Origin of the sequence: Sediminibacterium sp., assembly GCF_019264485.1 — a bacterium.
Classification (GTDB): Bacteria; Bacteroidota; Bacteroidia; order Chitinophagales; family Chitinophagaceae; genus Sediminibacterium.
This window is the reverse complement of the sequence record NZ_JAHVAA010000006.1, coordinates 109,655-129,085: the sequence shown is the minus strand read 5'-3', so window position 1 is coordinate 129,085 and position 19,431 is coordinate 109,655. Positions and strand designations below refer to the sequence as shown.

At 40.3% G+C, this 19,431-nt stretch carries 20 protein-coding genes; 11 read left to right on the top strand and 9 right to left on the bottom strand.

Features of this window, described 5'->3' with window-relative positions:
• Window position 1: 1 nt before the first annotated feature.
• The 10 genes from KXJ59_RS03665 to KXJ59_RS03620 all read left to right on the top strand — a co-directional run bounded on the left by KXJ59_RS03665 (window position 2) and on the right by KXJ59_RS03620 (window position 6,082).
• Window positions 2-283: a rhodanese-like domain-containing protein gene (locus tag KXJ59_RS03665; RefSeq protein ID WP_295201272.1), complete on the top strand. Its 282-nt coding sequence runs from the start codon at window positions 2-4 to the stop codon at window positions 281-283.
• Between the two features lie 6 nt (window positions 284-289).
• Window positions 290-538, top strand: a complete 249-nt coding sequence (locus tag KXJ59_RS03660; protein ID WP_295201270.1) for a hypothetical protein — start codon at window positions 290-292, stop codon at window positions 536-538.
• Window positions 522-737 (top strand): DUF6132 family protein, encoded by a 216-nt coding sequence (locus KXJ59_RS03655; protein ID WP_295201268.1) that lies wholly within the window; start codon window positions 522-524, stop codon window positions 735-737. Before KXJ59_RS03660 ends, KXJ59_RS03655 begins: the two co-directional genes overlap by 17 nt.
• Window positions 727-1,032, top strand: coding sequence for a thioredoxin (gene trxA, locus KXJ59_RS03650; protein ID WP_295201266.1), 306 nt, complete (start codon window positions 727-729; stop codon window positions 1,030-1,032). The genes KXJ59_RS03655 and trxA overlap by 11 nt, the downstream gene beginning before the upstream one ends.
• A complete protein-coding gene (locus KXJ59_RS03645) occupies window positions 1,029-1,289 on the top strand; it encodes a heavy metal-associated domain-containing protein (RefSeq protein ID WP_295201265.1) in 261 nt (86 codons plus the stop codon). Before trxA ends, KXJ59_RS03645 begins: the two co-directional genes overlap by 4 nt.
• Window positions 1,290-1,312: 23 nt before the next feature.
• Window positions 1,313-2,704 (top strand): hypothetical protein, encoded by a 1,392-nt coding sequence (locus tag KXJ59_RS03640; protein ID WP_295201263.1) that lies wholly within the window; start codon window positions 1,313-1,315, stop codon window positions 2,702-2,704.
• 10 nt (window positions 2,705-2,714) lie between these two features.
• The gene (locus KXJ59_RS03635; protein ID WP_295201260.1) at window positions 2,715-3,689 is read left to right on the top strand and encodes a c-type cytochrome; all 975 of its coding nucleotides are present in this window, start codon (window positions 2,715-2,717) and stop codon (window positions 3,687-3,689) included.
• Window positions 3,690-3,758: 69 nt separating this feature from the next.
• Window positions 3,759-4,322 (top strand): YeeE/YedE thiosulfate transporter family protein, encoded by a 564-nt coding sequence (locus KXJ59_RS03630; RefSeq protein WP_295201258.1) that lies wholly within the window; start codon window positions 3,759-3,761, stop codon window positions 4,320-4,322.
• 9 nt (window positions 4,323-4,331) lie between these two features.
• The gene (locus KXJ59_RS03625) at window positions 4,332-4,835 is read left to right on the top strand and encodes a DUF6691 family protein (RefSeq protein ID WP_295201257.1); all 504 of its coding nucleotides are present in this window, start codon (window positions 4,332-4,334) and stop codon (window positions 4,833-4,835) included.
• Between the two features lie 8 nt (window positions 4,836-4,843).
• Window positions 4,844-6,082: an MFS transporter gene (locus KXJ59_RS03620; RefSeq protein ID WP_295201256.1), complete on the top strand. Its 1,239-nt coding sequence runs from the start codon at window positions 4,844-4,846 to the stop codon at window positions 6,080-6,082.
• Window positions 6,083-6,088: 6 nt separating this feature from the next.
• Here the strand turns inward: KXJ59_RS03620 and KXJ59_RS03615 are convergent, their stop codons facing one another.
• Window positions 6,089-6,517 (bottom strand): DUF1003 domain-containing protein, encoded by a 429-nt coding sequence (locus KXJ59_RS03615; RefSeq protein ID WP_295201254.1) that lies wholly within the window; start codon window positions 6,515-6,517, stop codon window positions 6,089-6,091.
• 191 nt (window positions 6,518-6,708) lie between these two features.
• On the opposite strand from KXJ59_RS03615, the gene KXJ59_RS03610 reads away from it, so the two are divergent.
• Window positions 6,709-7,311, top strand: a complete 603-nt coding sequence (locus tag KXJ59_RS03610) for a hypothetical protein (RefSeq protein ID WP_295201252.1) — start codon at window positions 6,709-6,711, stop codon at window positions 7,309-7,311.
• Between the two features lie 278 nt (window positions 7,312-7,589).
• On the opposite strand, the gene KXJ59_RS03605 is transcribed toward KXJ59_RS03610, so the two are convergent.
• The 8 genes from KXJ59_RS03605 to KXJ59_RS03570 form a co-directional block, all read right to left on the bottom strand.
• Window positions 7,590-9,125 carry a TSUP family transporter gene (locus tag KXJ59_RS03605; RefSeq protein WP_295201251.1) on the bottom strand — a complete coding sequence of 512 codons (1,536 nt, stop codon included), beginning with the start codon at window positions 9,123-9,125 and terminating at the stop codon, window positions 7,590-7,592.
• Entirely contained in the window at window positions 9,125-12,010 is a 2,886-nt protein-coding gene (locus KXJ59_RS03600) for a TonB-dependent receptor (protein WP_295201250.1), read from the bottom strand. Before KXJ59_RS03600 ends, KXJ59_RS03605 begins: the two co-directional genes overlap by 1 nt.
• Window positions 12,011-12,124: 114 nt before the next feature.
• A complete protein-coding gene (locus tag KXJ59_RS03595) occupies window positions 12,125-13,813 on the bottom strand; it encodes an NADPH-dependent assimilatory sulfite reductase hemoprotein subunit (RefSeq protein ID WP_295201248.1) in 1,689 nt (562 codons plus the stop codon).
• Window positions 13,814-13,822: 9 nt separating this feature from the next.
• Window positions 13,823-15,514: a flavodoxin domain-containing protein gene (locus KXJ59_RS03590; RefSeq protein WP_295201245.1), complete on the bottom strand. Its 1,692-nt coding sequence runs from the start codon at window positions 15,512-15,514 to the stop codon at window positions 13,823-13,825.
• Window positions 15,498-16,352 carry a uroporphyrinogen-III C-methyltransferase gene (gene cobA / locus KXJ59_RS03585; RefSeq protein ID WP_295201243.1) on the bottom strand — a complete coding sequence of 285 codons (855 nt, stop codon included), beginning with the start codon at window positions 16,350-16,352 and terminating at the stop codon, window positions 15,498-15,500. The genes KXJ59_RS03590 and cobA overlap by 17 nt, the downstream gene beginning before the upstream one ends.
• Before the next feature lie 76 nt (window positions 16,353-16,428).
• A complete protein-coding gene (cysK, locus tag KXJ59_RS03580) occupies window positions 16,429-17,340 on the bottom strand; it encodes a cysteine synthase A (RefSeq protein ID WP_295201242.1) in 912 nt (303 codons plus the stop codon).
• 9 nt (window positions 17,341-17,349) lie between these two features.
• The gene (locus KXJ59_RS03575; RefSeq protein ID WP_295201239.1) at window positions 17,350-18,183 is read right to left on the bottom strand and encodes a serine O-acetyltransferase; all 834 of its coding nucleotides are present in this window, start codon (window positions 18,181-18,183) and stop codon (window positions 17,350-17,352) included.
• A gap of 5 nt (window positions 18,184-18,188) precedes the next feature.
• Window positions 18,189-19,430, bottom strand: a complete 1,242-nt coding sequence (locus KXJ59_RS03570) for a GTP-binding protein (protein WP_295201236.1) — start codon at window positions 19,428-19,430, stop codon at window positions 18,189-18,191.
• Window position 19,431: the final 1 nt, after the last annotated feature.

The following is a 19,431-nucleotide window of genomic DNA, read 5'->3' as shown; positions in this document are numbered from 1 at the left end:
CATGAAAACAATACAGGAAATAATCAGTGATGGCAATGCAACTATTATTGATGTAAGAACAAGCAGCGAATTTGGGGTATCGCATTATCCGGATGCCATTAATATTCCGTTAGATGAATTACCCAAACACCTCAACCAGTTAAAAACAGACCTCAAACCTATCGTACTCTATTGCAGAAGTGGCAACAGAAGTGGTATTGGTATGAGTTTCTTACACCAGCAAGGGCTGAAAGAAGTATATAATGGCGGTGGATTAAGTGATATGTTACGCTACAAAAATTAAAAGAGTATGTTATCCTCCTTAAAAACAATAGGTCGCAACTGGCACTTTATGCGTATGCTAAGAGTGGTATTGGCAATCGCCATTCTGGTACAGTCATGGTATGCAAAAGACAGCACCACTGCAATTGTGGGTGTATTATTGTTATTGATGGGTGTATTTAATATTGGTTGCTGTGGTGCCAGTGGTTGCTACACTCCGGTGAAAAAGAATAAAAAGGCATCCCCTAATGACCCCGTGTATGAAGAAGTGGTTTAATAATAACTATCTGCTGATCATTGGTGCAGCACTGGGTGCCCTGGTGGGTTATCTATACTGGAAATATATTGGATGTATTTCCGGCACCTGTGCCATTACATCAAAACCATTAAACAGTACACTTTATTTTTCTGTATTGGGCGCTCTGTTATTCAGTTTATTTAAAAAAACAGCTAAAAAAGATGCACATGTTGAATAATACATTTTCAAAAATCATTAATAGTGAGAAACCCGTGCTGGTAGACTTTTATGCAGACTGGTGCGGCCCATGCCGGCTGATGCCGCCTGTATTAAAAGAAATTAAAGAGAAGATGGGCGATCAGGTACAGGTATTTAAAGTAAATGTAGATGAACACGCAGATGTATCTGCTCATTTTCAGGTAAGCAGTATACCTACACTGATGATTTTTAAAAAAGGTCAGTTATTATGGAGAGAACCGGGTGTAAAAAATGCGGCTCAGTTACATAAACTGCTTCAACAATATATAGTATGACAACAACAGAAACATTTTATGCAGAAAATATCCGTTGTTCCGGTTGTATAAATACAATTCAGGCTGCGCTTTATAAAATTCCCGGCGTGCAGGCTGTTCAGGTGTCTCTTACAGAAAAAAAGATATTGATACTGGGTATTGCTGTGAGAAGAGATCTTATTACTAAAGCACTCAACAAAATGGGATATCCCGAATCGGGTCATAATTCCATGTTCAGGAAAGTTGTTTCACTGGTATCCTGTTCCGCAGGAAAATAATTATCAAATAATACCTTGTTTGCATGACAGTTCCATACGCTGCCATAGGAGTTTTATTTTCTTTATTAAGTCATTCTGTTTTCGCACAGCATGAACCGGTTGAAGATAAAAAAGACAGCAGCTCCTTATTGTCTGTTTTCAGAAATGGAAAAACAGAAGGTCATTTCCGTTATTTCTTTATGACCACCGATAATAAAAAAGGGCTCACAGATTACCATGCACATGCAGCGGGCGGTGGCTTATGTTATGCTACTGCAGGATTTCATGGGTTTCGACTGGGTATCGGAGGCTTTTTCATTTTTAATACCGGCTCTTCCGATCTTGTAAAAACAGATCCATCTACACAACAGGTTAATCGGTATGAAATTGGATTATTTGATATTGAAAATCCATCCAACAAAAATGATATTGACCGGCTGGAAGAATTATACCTGAGTTATAGCTGGAAGAAAAATTCGGTTGTATTAGGCAAACAAATCATCAATACTCCTTTTATCAACCCACAGGATGGAAGAATGCGGCCAACAGGTGTTGAAGGTATTTGGTTAAAGACAAAAACAGGCACTGCAAAAATTGATGGAGGCTTATTATGGGGAATAAGCCCGAGAAGTACAGTTCGCTGGTTCAATATCGGACAGTCGATCGGTATATACCCGCAGGGTGTTAACGAATCAGGAAAGCCATCAGATTATAAGGAACATATCAGCAGTAATTTTATTGGTATCATTGGAATTAGCTATCCGGTAAGCAGTCGGCTAAAGATTCAGTTATGGGAACAATTAACCCAACAGGTTTCTAATACCATATTGTTGCAGGCTGATCAACAGTTCGGAGAGAACAAAGAAGAGCATTATTATGCCGCTGTTCAAACTATTATACAACACAGTATAAAAAACGGCGGTAATCATGATCCAGCGCATACTTATATGCCAAAAGGTAATAATGCAGTAAGTTTTGGCGCAAGACTTGGCTGGAAAGAAAAACACCAGGATATTTCATTCAACTATACCCGCATTACGCAACAAGGCCGTTATTTAATGCCTCGTGAATGGGGGCGTGACCCTTTCTTTACCTTTTTGCCGCGCGAAAGAAATGAAGGTTTTGGAGATCTGGATGCATGGATGTTACAATACAAAAAACAATTTGGGGAAAGTGGGTTTCAGTTATATACCGGTATGGGCTATTATCAATTGCCAGATGTGCTGAATACCCGACTCAACAAATATGGCATGCCATCTTATACCCAATTAAATATTGAGCTTCAGTATCATTTCAACGGTTTACTGAAAGGTACACAGGCGCAACTGCTCTATGTATATAAAGGACAGGAAGGCGACAGCCATAACAATGATAAATATGTTATCAACAAAGTGAACGCATCATTATTCAACCTAATTTTAAACTACCGATTCTAATTTATCTGACATGTGGAGTAAAATAAAACCAGACTGGCCAGCATATTTGTTATCACTGCTGGTGTTAGCAGTCATTATCAGTTGGTTTATTCAAAGTAATCGGCATACAAATCTGTACAGCCAGACAGACAGTAGCTGGCATGCACCCAGTTATTTTATTGATCCTATTAAAGATGAAGCTACTCGTGAACTTGTATTATATGGCGAAGAACTGATTGCCCATACAGCTCGTTATCTTGGTCCGAATGGAACAGTAAAACAAATCAGCAATGGCATGAATTGTCAGAACTGTCATTTGGATGCAGGCAAAAGGGTTAATGGTAATAACTATGCAGCAGTTGCAGCTACCTATCCTAAATTCAGGTCACGCAGCGGCCATATGGAAACGGTTTACAAACGTGTAAGTGATTGTTTTGAAAGAAGTTTAAATGGCAGTGCTCCCGATAGCAATAGCCGTGAGTTCAGGGCCATTGAAGCATATATTAAATGGATAGGGAAAGATGTTGCCAAAAATGATCGCCCGAAGGGCAGCGGTATACAAATTCCTGAAATACTGGATCGTGCTGCCGACCCTGTTCGTGGGGAAAAATTATATGCAATAAACTGCGAACGCTGTCATGGCAGTAATGGAGAAGGGCAAATAAATACCGGGAATGACGGATACATTTATCCTCCGCTTTGGGGTATGGATAGTTATAATACCGGTGCGGGGTTATACCGTCTCAGTAGTTTCGCAGGTTTTGTGCAATCAAATATGCCTTTTAATGAACTAACACATAATAACCGTCTTACCGATGAAGAAGCCTGGGACCTTGCTGCCTATGTAAACTCACAGCCACGTCCTGTTTTCAGAAATCAGCATGACTGGCCCGATATCTCAAAAAAACCTTTCGACCATCCTTTTGGCCCTTATACAGATAGCTTTAGCGAGCAACAGCATAAATACGGCCCTTTTCTGCCCATTATTCAGGCCAAAAAAAATTAGTGCGCAGTCGTGACATGTATCACGTTTCAACAAGACCATAAATAGCATTTTTGTAATCAATATTTTTTTATGAAGGAGTTTTTACAACAGCCCTGGCCATGGTATGTAGCGGGGGCATTAATCGGATTAATTGTTCCCATACTATTATTGTTGGGTAATAAGCATTTTGGTATTTCGGCCAACCTGCGTCATGCCTGTGCAGCCTGCTTTCCTGCGGGGATTAATTTTTTTCAGTATAACTGGAAAAAAGAATCATGGAACCTGTTTTTTGTTGGTGGTATTCTTATTGGGGCAATGATTGCAGCATTTGGCATACCCGACCCCAATCCCATTCTTGTTCATCCCGAACTGGTGAATGAGTTAAAAGATTATGGCATTACCGATTACAGCAGCATGGTACCAACAGAGTTGGTATCATGGGACTCTTTTTTCTCAGCCCGCGGATTGGTGATGATGATCGGTGGTGGCTTTTTAGTGGGCTTTGGTTCCCGTTATGCAGGTGGTTGTACCAGTGGTCATGCCATCATGGGTTTAGCTAACCTGCAATGGCCCTCATTGGTAGCTACCTGTTGTTTTATGGCTGGTGGATTTTTAATGGCCAACCTGATCCTTCCTTTTATTATGAAACTGTAACTGAAAATCATGAATCATTCTCAAACTGAAATAGTAACCGATTTTGAAGTACGCTCACTCGATACCATGTGTATTAATGAGTCGGAGCAGCAACATCCATGGTGGTATAATTTTAAATACCTCGCAGTGGGTATTTTATTTGGAATTGTTTTTGTGAAAGCTGAAATCATTTCCTGGTTCCGCATGCAGGAGATGTTTCGTTTTCAAAGCTTTCACATGTATGGTGTAATCGGAACGGCAGTTGTTGTAGCGGCCATTTCGATAGCCTTGATCAAAAAATTCAAAGTACAAACCATTCATGGTGAAGACATCCATTTCACACCCAAAAAATTCAATAAAGGACAAATCATTGGCGGACTGATTTTTGGTTTAGGATGGGCACTCACCGGTGCATGCCCCGGACCCATCTTCGCACAAATTGGTATGGGTATTACCGTAATGATTGTAGTTTTATTAAGCGCTATTGCAGGCACCTGGGTATATGGCTATTTCAGGGATCGTTTGCCACATTAAACAATTGTATGCAGGGATTAAAGAAAAATGCTTTCCAGTTTTACCTGCTGGTATTGGTTAATGCCTTTGTTGGTGCTATGATCGGACTTGAAAGATCTGTTTTATCGGGTCTGGGTAAAGAAGTTTTTTTTCTCAATGAATACACCGTCATCCTTTCTTTTATTCTTGCATTTGGCTTAACAAAAGCTTTGGCAAACCTTGCAGTAGCAAAACTCATCCTGCTAAAAACAAGAAAACAGGTATTGATTCTTGGATGGATCGCTGCCCTGCCTGTTCCGTTTTTGCTCATGTATGCCTCTTCCTGGTGGTGGGTAATTGCAGCCAATATTTTCCTGGGGATTAACCAGGGGCTGGCCTGGTCATCGACCGTTATTATGAAGATTGACCTGGTAGGAAATAAAAACCGTGGGCTCGCCATGGGCATCAATGAGTTTGCAGGGTATGTAGCAGTAGGTCTTGCTGCTTTATTGGCCAGTAATATTGCTTCCAATTTTGGTTATCAGTATTTTCCATTCTTACCCGGTATATTTTTTGCAGCTGCAGGGCTGCTCATCTCTTTGTTGCTGGTAAAAGATACCAGCCATTTTGTGTTACAGGAAACGCAGACTACCACCAACAAATTATTCAGTGATTTATGGAAGCAGGTAAGCTGGAAGCATCATAATATGGGTACTGTTTCTATCAACGGACTGGTAAATAATATGAATGATGCTATGGTTTGGGGGGTGCTTCCGCTATTGTTAATACAAAGAGGGTTCAGTACAGTAGAGATTGGCTGGATTGCAGCAGTATATCCTGCTACCTGGGGCTTTGCACAATTATTCACCGGCAAAATGGGCGACCATGTCTGCAAAAAACAACTGATTACAGTAGGTATGGTTATTCAGGGGCTGGCCATTTTTCTGATGATCTTTTTATATTCTTTTCCCGGCATGTTACTAGCAGCTGCGCTATTGGGTATTGGTACCGCACTGGTATACCCCAATTTCCTCACCGTAATGGCCGAAAACCTGCACCCTTCACAGCGGGCAGTTGGACTTAGTTTATTTCGTTTCTGGAGAGACAGTGGTTATGTAGTAGGTGCTATTTTAGCGGGTCTGCTGGCCGACAGTATTGGCATAACAGGCACATTACTCTTTATAGGAGCGCTTACTATTGCAGCAGGGCTACTTGCACAGATAAGAATGTGTTGTACCCTTAAATTATTATGGCGCACGAATTTTTGTGCTGACTTAGCCGCTTATTAAAAAATCCTACTTCAGGTTTCCTGATTCGAGAATCGCGAGAATTTTATCCAGTTTATCGATTTCTATCCTGTTTAACCTGCGTTGCAGTTCTTCTATTTCCTGTTTTGCTTCAAAATTGGTTTTATAATCATCCATGGCCTGTAAACGGTCACGTTCGTTTTGTCTTTTTTGCGACATCATAATAATTGGGGCGGCATAGGCAGCCTGGGTTGAAAATAAAAGGTTCAGTAAAATAAACGGATAAGGATCCCAATGCAAAAAAAATCCAATCAGGTTACATACCATCCATATCAATACAATAATGGTTTGAATAATAATAAATGACCATGACCCCATGCCTTCTGATATTCCGTCGGCAATCCGCTGACCAAAAGTTCTTTTAGAAGCATGCTGTTCATGCCATGTACGCACTTCTGTAATTTTTGCTTGTTTCATAGCGGATATTTTAGCTGATTCATTAGGGTTTACCTGCTATTAAGTTACTGCTTATTATACAACCGATCTCCATCAATAAACTGTGTCTATAGGAATTTTTTTTAGCCATTACTCAGAAAGTTTGCCAGTTTTAAGCCGAATCTAATTGGCAGGTTAACTCAATCTTTCTATCTTGATTACGACTACAGCTTATGAAGAAGACTCTTTTGTTATTATCTCTTTTATACCTGCAATTAAGTGGTATGGGTCAGGCTTATTTTCCGTCCGACCAGTCAACAGGTAAAATCTCTTTTCATAAAACAGAAGAAATTGCCGTCTCAAAAGCAGATAAATACAACCGTGTAAAAACCTGGTTTATGAATTATTATAAAATATCCAGGTTTGAAGATCAGTTCAGGGTCACCAAAAAAGGCAAGCCTGTTTATCTGGTGGAGAATAAAAATAAAAATTCTATTGCCGGAAGATGTGGTTTTTATATCATGTACCCGCTTGAAACATCCGGACTGGTAATGGAACAGACTTTTGTAATGTTTACCATGACCATCAGTTTTACAAATACCGGTTATAAAAACCAGATCAGCGATATCATCTGTTTCTCCAGTAAAACCACCAGTAATGTGCAGGATATGCGACCGCCTGAATATGGTTTGGAAGCTTATAATGAGCGACGGCTGAACGACAGAGATTATGTACAGCAATATATCATTCCCCAGGTCAATAATTCCATCAGAAAAGTACAGGAAGAACTGTCAAGGAATATCCGTTACGGTAATTTAACGGAGGCGGGGAGGTAACATATCCGGTTAAAACACCGTCAATTTGTAGTAAATCCGTTACAGTAACTAGAATGGCAGCACTATTGTACCTGCTACCGCTTTATTGTTCCTTTGTTCCAGCAAGAAATACAAACAACTGTATCATTGCTCGGTTTAGAATCCAAACATCTTAAGAAAATCCAAATCAGCCTGTTGACTCCTGTAGTGTAAGTTAAACGGGCAATATCCGAAGATTGAAAAACCAAACGCTACGCGGCCTTTGCAGGGTTTTCCCCGCAAAGGCTTTTTTATTTATTTTATACGAATGAGTTAATGAGTATCCGGATACTCCAGATAATAACCATAATACCCACCGCAATAAACATTGTTTTTAATGGTAATTTACCCGTAAGTCTTGCAGCAATGGGTGCAGCTATTACACCACCAATAATCAACCCTGCTATTACAGGCCAGTGAGAAATACCCAGTAAAGAAAAGAAAGTAGCGGCACTTGCCAGCGTAATAAAAAATTCAGCAATGCTTACAGAGCCAATCACATAACGTGGTGTTCTTCCTTTTAGTATCAAGGTACTTGTTACCAGAGGCCCCCAACCGCCACCACCAAAAGAATCAAGAAAACCACCGGCAGCACCCAGCCATCCTACTTTACGGAATTTTTTGGGTTTGTGTACTTTTTTAAACCCAGTTCGCAATATCCTTAAGCCAAGGAAAAGCGTATAGGCTGCAAGAATAGGTTTTACAAGGCCTGAGTAGTGATCAGATAATTTTGACAATACAACTGCCCCCAATATGGCACCCAGTACACCCGGAATCAACAATGCCTTAAATAATTTTTTATTGACATTACCGAAACGATAATGACTATATCCGGAAGCCGCACTGGAAAACATTTCTGCCGTATGAATACTTCCGCTGATAGCAGGCAGTTTTATTCCTAATGATAATAATACCGTAGCCGATACCACGCCATAACCCATACCCAGTAAACCATCAACCAGTTGCGCAAGAAATCCTGCCAGTATCATCCAGTAAAAAGTACTGTCTAAAGTAGCTACGAGTTCTTTTGATTGTACAAACAGTTGTGAGAAGGGTACATAAGAAAGTACCAGGTGACCCACAAACATGAAGAAGAAAGCAAACAGAAAAATGGAAGCAATTTTTTTCCATCTTTTTTCTGCTACTGTTGGATTCTTTTTATCTGTAGCGGCTAATACAGCAGTGATCTCATTCAGTTTTTTTACTTTATCTGAAAAATCGCCCCCAATTTTATTTCTGATCAGTTGCATCTGGTCCAATACCTGATCAAGTTCGGCGGGTAATATTTCATTTAATGTTTCTTTTAACCGTTTGGCAATTGTTGGTGATTTGCCATTGGTAGAAATAGCCAGTTTAAGATTGCCTTTTTGAACCACTGAGCCAAGGTAAAAATCGCATAACGCAGGTTTATCAGCCACATTCACCAATAGTTTTCTTGCTTTTGCATCGTTCCGGATTTCTTCTGCAGTAACAATATCATTTACTGCTGCAATTACTATATCGGCATCATATAAATCGCCCGATGAATAGTTTTTTTGTACAAGTGTTACCTGTTCTTTTTTCTCAGCCAGTAAAACCAGTTCTTCATCAAATTCCCTTGCTACTATTTTAACCCTTGTTGCAGGTGCATTTATCAGCACTGTTTGTAATTTTTCAAAAGCTACCGGTCCTCCACCTACAATCAGTACACGCATTCTTTCCAGTTGTATAAAAACAGGAAATAAATGATTCTGACGGGAGGCCCTGCATTGCGTTCCGGATAGTTTTTGTTCAATGGTTTCTATGGTCATTTGCATTACTGTAATTTGGGTTTAAAGCCTGTATCGAAACTCAGTGCGAGGTAATACAATGCACCAATTGTTGGACCTGCAGCATATTGTATGTACCTATGATTTAAGATATTACTAGCTCCGACTTTGATGGTAGTTTTCAGATCGGGCAACTGGTGTGTAAATTGTAAATCGATGGTACTGAATGCTGCAACACCGCCATTTGCCAGCGGGCTTTCCCAGTTAAAAGAATCCTGCCATTTCCAGACGATATTAAATCCGGTATTTTTTATAAATTCCCTGTTACGCAGCGATAGATTGGTTATCCATTTGGGTGTGTTAAAACCGGTTACAAATACATCTCGCTGCCTGTTCTCTGAAATATTATTATAACTCAGGTTACCTGATATGGTATAATTTTCAGGAAGACTGAAGATCAAACCAAATGCACCTCCATAATTATAATACTTGTTTCTTGCATTGGTGTACACCCGGTAACGTGTTTGTCTCGACCTATTTGAAGCCAGCATAGCAATTACTGCCGCATCTGAGCCTACCTGCACAGTATTATTCTCTGGAACGGCTACTTCTACCTGACCTAAAAATCCATCGTAGGTATTGGTATATAAGTCGAGATCAATAACCAGCTTATTATTCAGCAACACAGTTTTATAACCAATTTCAAAAGAGTTAATTCTTTCGGGTCTGGTGGGTTGCAAACTTGTTACCTGTAATAAGGACCTGTTTTTTAATGCGGCATTATTTGCAGTTAAGCCTGTTGCTACATCTTTATTCACCGCTGCGTTGAAATCGTTTACAGATGCAAGGGTATATGAATTATCAAGATAACCAAGCCCTTTATTTATGTATGAAAGTCCTCCCACCCTTCTTACATTACCATTATTTACAAATGAAATGGCTTCAAACAAAGCCGGGAACCTGAATCCGTTTTGGAATGAAGTACGAATATGGTGTTTTTGAGCAACTGTGTAAACCAATGCAATCCTTGGATTGAATTTTGGTGAGAACTCCGGATTATTATCCATTCGCAGAGAAGTAACTAATTTTAACCGTTGATCGAAAAAGGTTTTTGTGCTTTGTGCAAACACACCATATTTTGTGTATTGAACGGGTTTCCCATATGACCCATCTGCCAATGGTTTGTTGCGATCTGCTGTAGCCCTTGAAAAATCAACAAAATTATTTCCGTCAGGTATTACCTCATACAAGCGATAGTCGGCACCTACCAGCAGACTGAAGATTTTTACTTTATCTGAAAGATCCCATTGTACATCTGTGTGATACATTCTGCTTCGCTGGTTTAACCAGGCACCACCGGTTGCCGGCGCACCTGTAATTCCGGAATTGGCATGATCCCAATTATTAATACCGGTAATCGTATTTTTTAATTGTTCAAAAGCTGCGGTTCCCGGTTCCACACGACCCAGATCGGCTGCTACTCTTGCAGCAGCCGCAGCTTCTGCCAAACCTGTACCATTGTTTAGCTGTGTTTGAAAAATGTTTCTAAACCTGTCGCGCCAGGCATTATTGGAAAGATGGGTTAAGTCCAGGTTATCTGCCAGTGGTTTAATATTGTATGAATTACCAGTATTCTCCAGTGAGAGATAGGTTCTGGCGGTAAAGGCTCCTGCTTTTAGTTCAAGCTTATGATTTTGTACAGTGGCATTATCTAACTGAATCTTATTACCTCTTTGAAAAATACCATCCATCTGTCCAAAACGATAACTATAGGCGAGCTCTGTTTTAGTAGAAAATTTATGATGTAATGCAATATCAAATTTTATGTTTTCTACTGTAGGGTTCGAAAGATCTTTTTCCCAGTAACCTGTTCTTCTGATGATAAAAGACTTGTTAGGGCCGTTGTAATTGATTCCTGTAACTGTTACCGCATTATTATTTTCATCCCCATATTTATTCCATCCATCATAGGCGGCATTAGCACTACCATTGAGTTCGCTGTATTGAGGATTGGCCGTACTCAGGTTATTCGGGTTTTGATCGGTTTGTGTATTCGATACCCAGTCTGTGGCACGCGTATAACCTGCATTCACTTTAAAGGCCCATTTCTGGTTCCATACATGTGCATAGCGAATGGCTGTTTCTGTTAGCACTGATACATTGCGATCCTTTCCATCAACATGATTCACCCCGGTTTTCTGGTAAATACTCAGACCCGGATATTTGAACGGATTTTTTGTAGCAATATTGGCCATACCATTGATGGCGTTCATGCCATAGAGAGCCGATGCAGCTCCCGGTGTAATTTCAACATTCTCTACATCAAGTTCTGTGGGGCCAATCGAATTACCCAACGAAACACCAAGTGTGGCAGCTTGTATATCTACTCCATCAACAAGTTGTACAAAACGAAAATTATTGGGAATATTAAATCCTCTGGTATTAGGCACTTTAAATGTGATACTGGATGTAGTTAATTGAACCCCTTTTAAATTCTCCAGTGCATCATAAAAACCTGGTGCCGCTGCTTCTTTAATAGCAGATAAACTCAACTTCTCAATACTCACCGGCGATTTCAGAATACTTTCTGGAACACGTGAAGCCGTAACCACTACAAGACTTGCATAAGCATTCTGTACATTCAACGACAATAATAGCGGGCTATTTTTGTTAGAAACAATAAATTCCTGTGTAGCGTAACCCAATGATGACACCTGTATGGTTAACGGAAGTGATGCAGTGGTTTTAATTTGAAATGAGCCATCATCATTGGTAGTAGTAACGGATGAACTGTTTTTTATACGAATAACTGCTCCTGCCAGTGGAGTATTTCCCTGACCCTCTTTTAATGTTCCGGATAAAGTATAAATATCCTGTGCGGAAAGGAATACAGCGATAATCATGAAGTTTAAAGATAACAATAAATATTTCATTAGTCTATTAATTTAGTAGAGTTATAAGATAAATTTTTTATTCTTTAACACCTACAACATCGCTCATGCTTACATATGCAAGTCTGAACCTGCGCATCTCTGAATATAACCGGTTTATAATATGGTCCGCTGCACATAATCTCCAAAATTTTCCTGCTCCTTTTTATTTTTATTATACTGATCAAACACTATATCGAGCTCACTTAATATGCCTGCTTCATCTAATTGTTCCCTGTACCTGGTATTCAATCTTGTTCCTTCGCGGTCGCCACCCAAATGAAGATTATAACGCCCGGGGCCCGTACCCACCAATCCAATTTCGGCTGCATAAGGGCGGGCACAACCATTGGGACAGCCCGTCATTCTCGTAATAATACCTTCTTCTTTTAACTGGTGTTTTTCCAGTAAGGGTTCAAGACTGCTGATAAGTGAAGGCAGGTATCTTTGTGCTTCTGCAAGGGCCAGCGGACAGGTAGGCAAAGCCACACAGGCGATTGAATTTTTTCGCATGAGACCAATTGATTCATCTCTTTCCAAAATACCATACCGCTGCAGTATACTTTCTATCACTGGTTTATCATCAGGTTGAATTTCACTTAGAATCAGGTTTTGATTACTGGTAAAACGGAAAATAATTTTACCGGTTTCTGCTATCTCCAGGAGTGCCGTTTTCAACGGAACATCAACCTCATCGGTTACCCTTCCATTTTCAACAAATAAAGTATAATGCCAGTTACCACGATGATCGGCCTGCCATCCATATCGATCTGTTCTTGCTGTAAAATTGTATGGTTTTGTTTCTTCTAATTCAAAACCACAACGTTGTTCGAGTTCTTTTCTGAATGCATCAATACCCATTTTGTCGAGTGTATATTTGAGTCGTGCCAGCTTACGATCTGAACGATTACCAAAATCTCTTTGTATAGTCAGCACTTCATACACTGCCTTCAGTGTTTTTTCTTCGCCTGCTGTAAAACCAATCACAGTTGCCAGTCTTGCATAAGTATCCGGATTACCATGTGTAGTAGATAAGCCACCCCCCACAGCAATATTAAAACCGGTGAGTTTTCCGTTTTCAATAATAGCTATCAAACCAAGATCATTTGTCAGCACATCTACATCATTATTGGGCGGGATGGCAATACCGATTTTAAATTTCCTCGGCAGGTAACGGTCCTGATACAATGGATCTGTTTCATCGTACTCAACCAGCTTTTCTTCGTCCAGCCATATTTCATAAAAAGCCCTTGTTTTAGGCAATAACAAACGACTGATCTTATCAGCATAGGCATGCACTTCTTCGTGTATGGGCGATTCTGAAGGATGACTGGTACAGGCTACATTCCTGTTTACATCACCACAGGCTGCAATTGAATCGAGATGAACTGCATTAAAATCCTGAAGCGTTGGTTTTATCTGGTGTTTAAGAATACCATGCAATTGTATGGTTTGTCTGGTGGTAATCTTGACAACACCTGTTGAATAATTCCCTGCAATATGATGTGCTGCCACCCATTGATCTGCCTTCATATACCCACCAGGTATACGCAGCCGTATCATAAATGAATATAACTTATCTAATTTTTTTGCTGCCCGTTCTTCACGTACATCACGGTCGTCCTGTTCATACATACCGTGAAATTTAATCAGTGCGTGATCCTGCTCACGAACGGCACCGGTAATTTCATCCTGCAAACTCTCCTGCAATGTGCCACGGAGACCTTTACTGGAGGTTTTTATTTTTTCTATGGGTGAGGGTTTGCTATTTGACATAGAGGTGTTTCGTGAAGGGTGAATGGTCAATGGTGAATTTTAATAGAGGTCCTTGGCGTAACGGTTTTCTTTTTTAAGGTTTTCAAAGTAGGTGTTAGCCTTGATTTTATCTCCGGTTTGGTTTTCAAATACTTTTAGTAATGCTTCTTCTATGGCTTTTCCTGCCGGTTCTTTTTCTCCACAGAGGTATAAGAATGCACCCTGTTCAAGCCATTCAAATAATTCATTCCCCTGCGTTATAATTTTATCGGCCAGGCTCGCTGGTTTTTCATCTTCATTTTTGAAAGCCAGACTGATTTTTGTTAAAGTGTCTGTTTCAAACCATGCCTGCCATTCGGTTTGGTATAAAAAATCGGTCGTAAACTTATCCTCGCTAAAAAACAACCAGTTCCTGCCACTTGCGGCCATCGTATCTCTTTCCGCAACAAAGGACCGGAATGGAGCAATACCTGTTCCAGGGCCAATCATGATAATATCTTTATCAGGAGCGGGTAAGCGGAATCTTTTATTGCTTTGAATGAAAAAACGAACAGTATCTCCCTCTTTTTTATTTTCCAAATACTGTGTACACAAGCCTGTCTGTTCACCTTCTTCTTTATTAAACACATCACGCAATACGGTGATATGCACTTCGCCATTATGTGCACCGGGAGAGGAAGCAATATTGTAAATACGGGGTACAATCTGTGTTAATCCATCAACCACCTGCTCAAACAATTCCGGTTTTTGGAGGGGATATTGTTTCAATAATGATAACAGATCTGTTTTAGCCGCAGGTATTTCATATCCCGTTACCGTTGCATAATGCTTTACAGATTTCTCCAGCAGGTAACTGATATTGATTTTTGAAATCAGTAATTCCCTGATCGAAGCTGTTTCATTTTTCCAGGTAATAGTACGGTTTCCATCAACCGAAACCAGTTGTAACAATTGATCAACCAGTAATGAATCATTTTCCGGAACAATACCAATCGAGTCACCGGGTAAAAAATCTACTCCTTCTGCTACCAGTTCAATATGGTAAATCTTTTTAGATGACCCTCTTGCAGTGAGGTTAATATGCGTTTGAACAATACCATCATAATATAATTTCCCTGCCGGTTTTTTGGTCTCTGCGGGTGCTGTAATTACCGGCACTTTATTTTCTGTTACCTGTAATTGCTGCAAAACCGTATCAAACCATTGGTCGGCGGTGCTTTCATAATCAAGATCACATTTTTGCAGCGCAGCTATTCTTTGTGCACCTAAGTGTTGTAACTGCTTGTCTACATCTTCCCCTGTTTTACAGAATAAAGGATAAGCTGTATCACCCAATGCCAGTACACCATATTTTAACTGCGGCAGCTTAAATCCATTATTATGTATATGGTCATAAAATTTTTGTGCCGTAACCGGGGGTTCTCCATCACCCTGTGTACTGATGACGGTAAGAAAGTATTCTTCTTTAGGCAGATCAGTCAGTTTATACTGATCCAGACTTACCAGCCTGATTTGAATACCTTTCTTTTTTGCTTTTGCTGCAAAATCGGTAGCCAGCTTTTTTGAATTACCGGTTTCTGTTCCGTATGCGATGGTTACTTTTTTGGCAGTAGTGCCATTAGCAACTATCGAAGGCTCTTTGAGTGGCGTTGCTACGAGGCCAGACAAATATCCATTCACCCAGATCAATTCTTCTTTATTGAGCTGGCCAATGAAATCGGCTAATATTTTCAGTTTAGGCTCTGCTAACATGTCTTTTTTTAGTTGTGGTGTCTTCTAACTGAGTAAGTCTTCCGGTAAGAGGTGTGAAATAATGTTCTGTACTGTTTATATTGGGTAGCCATGCAAACTGTTCATGCAACGATACTACTTTACCAATGATGACCAGTGAGGGTGAACGGAATGTTTTATCCTTTAACTGATCTGCATACTGATAAAGATCACAGGTATGAATTTGTTGTAAGGGAGTGGTAGCCTGTTCTATTACTGCCAGCTTTTTAGCTGCATCAATACCATGTAGCGTAAGTTGTTCCACTACGGTTGACAATGTTTCTCCAGACATATAAAATACCAGTGTATCATCTGTATCTGCAAGTTCTTTCCAGGTGTCGCCGCTAACAATATCAGATTTATAATAGGTAAGAAAACGAACACCTACAGATAACCCTCTTGCTGTTAAGGGAATACCCGCATAAGCTGCTGCACCCAAGGCTGCCGTTACACCCGGAACTATTTCGTAAGGAATATTGTGTTGCACCAATGTTTCCAGTTCATCAAGTACATTGGAGAAAATACTGGTATCACCTCCTTTTAAACGAACCACAATTTTATTTTTTGATGCCTGCTCAACCAATAATTCATTGATGGTTTGCTGCGAAGTAGATATTCCTCTGCGGCATTGTTTACCCACATAGATGATCTCCGTTTTATTGTTCACGTAATTGGTAAGAATATCCGGGCTCACCAAACGATCTGTTAATACTACATCAGCCTGTTGCAGCCAGCGAACCGTTTTCACTGTTACCAGTTCGGGATCGCCAGGGCCTGCTGATGCGAGGATTACTTTGCCATATGTTGGTTGCTTACTCATTGTCTACTTTTTTAGTAGATTATTATTGCTAAAAAAATCCCTGCTCAGGATTTAAATCCGGAGCAGGGAAAAGAAATTAAAATAATCCTTCAATAGATAAATATCTTTCCCCTGTATCATAGTTAAAAGTGAGCACTTTGGAACCTGCCGGTATTTCGGGTAATTTTTTTGCTACCGCAGCCAATGATGCGCCCGATGATACACCCAGCAAAATACCTTCTTCTTTTGCCGCACGCTGTGCGAAAGAGAAAGCCTCATCTTTACCAACCAGTATAATACCATCCAGTACAGCTGTATTTAAAATAGATGGAACGAAACCCGCACCAATACCCTGCAAAGGGTGTGGTGAGGGAGCACCACCACTTAATACCGGTGATAGTTCAGGCTCCACCGCAAATACTTTGAGTGATGGAAACTTCTCTTTCAGTATTTCCGCAACACCGGTAATATGTCCACCCGTACCAACGCCTGTAATAAGATAATCCAGCCCTTCCGGAAAATCGGCCAGTATCTCCAGTGCTGTTGTTCTTTTGTGTACTTCTGTATTGGCCGGATTATTAAACTGCTGGGGCATCCATGCATGTGGGGTGGTTTCAGTTAGTTCGGTTGCTTTTTCAATAGCGCCCTTCATTCCCTTTTCGCGTGGCGTTAATACAAATTCTGCTCCGTACAAAGCCATCAGTCTTCTCCGCTCAATACTCATGCTCTCGGGCATCACCAGAATAATTTTATAGCCTTTTACTGCAGCCACCAACGCCAGTCCAATTCCGGTATTACCACTGGTAGGTTCAATAATTACACTGTCTTTGGTAAGCAGACCTTTCAGTTCTGCATCTTCAATCATCGACAATGCAATACGATCTTTGATGCTTGCACCCGGATTGTTTTTTTCCAGCTTAATCCATACTTCATGCTGACTGCCAAATAATTTGTTGATGCGAACATGTGGTGTATTACCAATCGTTGCTAAAATGTTATTTGCTTTCATGTTATTTTTTTAAATCACAAAATTTAATGGTTCAGGAAATGGATCTTTATCTTTTATTTTTATTTCACTTTTATGATACACCACAGAATTTGGCGCCACACTATGTGTGAGCCATATATTACCTCCGATTATACTACCCGCACCAATCACTGTTTCTCCTCCTAAAATGGTAGCACCGGAATAAATAATTACATCATCGTCAATGGTTGGGTGACGTTTGGTACTGGCCAGTTCCTTGGCTACATTCAATGCACCCAATGTAACCCCCTGGTATATCTTCACCCGCTCACCAATGATTGCTGTTTCGCCAATTACGATTCCGGTTCCATGATCAATGGCAAATGAACCGCCGATGGTGGCTCCCGGATGAATATCAATACCCGTTTTACTGTGTGCATATTCTGCAAACAGACGCGGTAATGTTTTTATCTGCTGACGATACAACTGGTTCGATAAACGATAAATAGCAGTAGCATAAAAACCGGGATAAGCTACCAGCACTTCTTCAATTGATTGCGCAGCAGGGTCAAATTCCAGTACAGCCTGCGCATCTTTTAGTAATGCTTCATAAATAGCAGATAATTTATCAAAGAAAGAAGCTGTATGTTCTTTTACAATGGTTTCATCTTTGATAAGCTCAAACAGGATTGCTGAAAAAGTATGTCGCAGTTCAGCATATTCAACCGCCAGCTTTTCAGCCGAGTTGAATTTTTTTTCGTAAGAGCCAAATAAAAAATTGAACAGGTCGTCTATAAAACTCTCTGCCAGCTGTTTATCCGGGAAAGTCTGGTGTGTTTTCCAGTTACGCTGAAATAATTGTTGTATGAATTGCGCTGCTGCCATAGTTTTTATTGAATCATGCATGCACCAACGGTAACATGACTTGTTTCGTCAATGAGAATAGCTCCGCCATTGGTTCTCAGTTCCTGGTAAGCATCGTATGCTACCGGGCTCGCCGTTTTAATGGTTACTTTTACAATATCATTTAATGCTACTGTTTCGGGTGATGCTATCTGTTCCAATGAATGAACATCCAGTTTATAACTTACCTCTTTTACCACCGAACGAACCTGCTTGCTGTTAATCTGTAATAAATATTTATTGCCAGGCACCAGCGCTTTATGATCCATCCAGCATAATAGCGCCTCCACTTCATTCGATACTTTTGGCCGGTTATCATTTTTCACAATCAGGTCACCGCGGCTGATATCTATATCGTCTTCCAGGTGTATTACCACACTCTGTGGTGCAAATGCTTCGTCTACTTCTTTTCCATTGTGTTCAATGGCTTTTATGGTACTGCTGAAACCTGCAGGTAATATCGTTACAGCATCTCCCTTTTTATAAATACCGCTGTTAATTTTTCCGGCATAACCACGATAATCATGCAGTTCTTCTGTCTGTGGTCGAATGACATATTGAACAGGGAAACGGGCTTTTTCCAGATCAATATCGTCTGCAAGCTCTACCGTTTCCAGGATATCCAGTAATGAAGGACCCTCGTACCATGTTAATGCTGCTGTTTTTGCTACTATATTATCGCCATTCAATGCACTGATAGGAATATAACGAACGTCTTTCAGGCCGAGTTTTTTCGCCACTTCTGCATAGTCAATCACGATATTATTGTACACATCCTGCGAAAAATCTACCAGGTCCATTTTGTTAATCGCCACCACCACATGTGGAATATTCAGCAAAGAAGTGATGATGGAATGGCGACGTGTTTGCTCTACCACACCATGACGTGCATCAACAAGAATAATTGCCAGGTCTGAATTGGAGGCACCCGTTACCATATTCCTTGTATACTGAATATGACCCGGCGCATCGGCAATGATAAATTTACGTTTGGGTGTAGCAAAATATTTGTAAGCCACATCAATGGTAATACCCTGTTCACGTTCTGCACGCAAACCATCGGTCAATAGCGCAAGATCAATCTCACCATCTTCCTTGTTTTTACTTTGTTTTTCCAGGGCTTCGAGGTGATCGATCATGATTGATTTACTGTCGAACAGTAAACGCCCAATCAGGGTCGATTTACCATCATCTACACTGCCAGCTGTTATAAATCGGAGTAAGTCCATT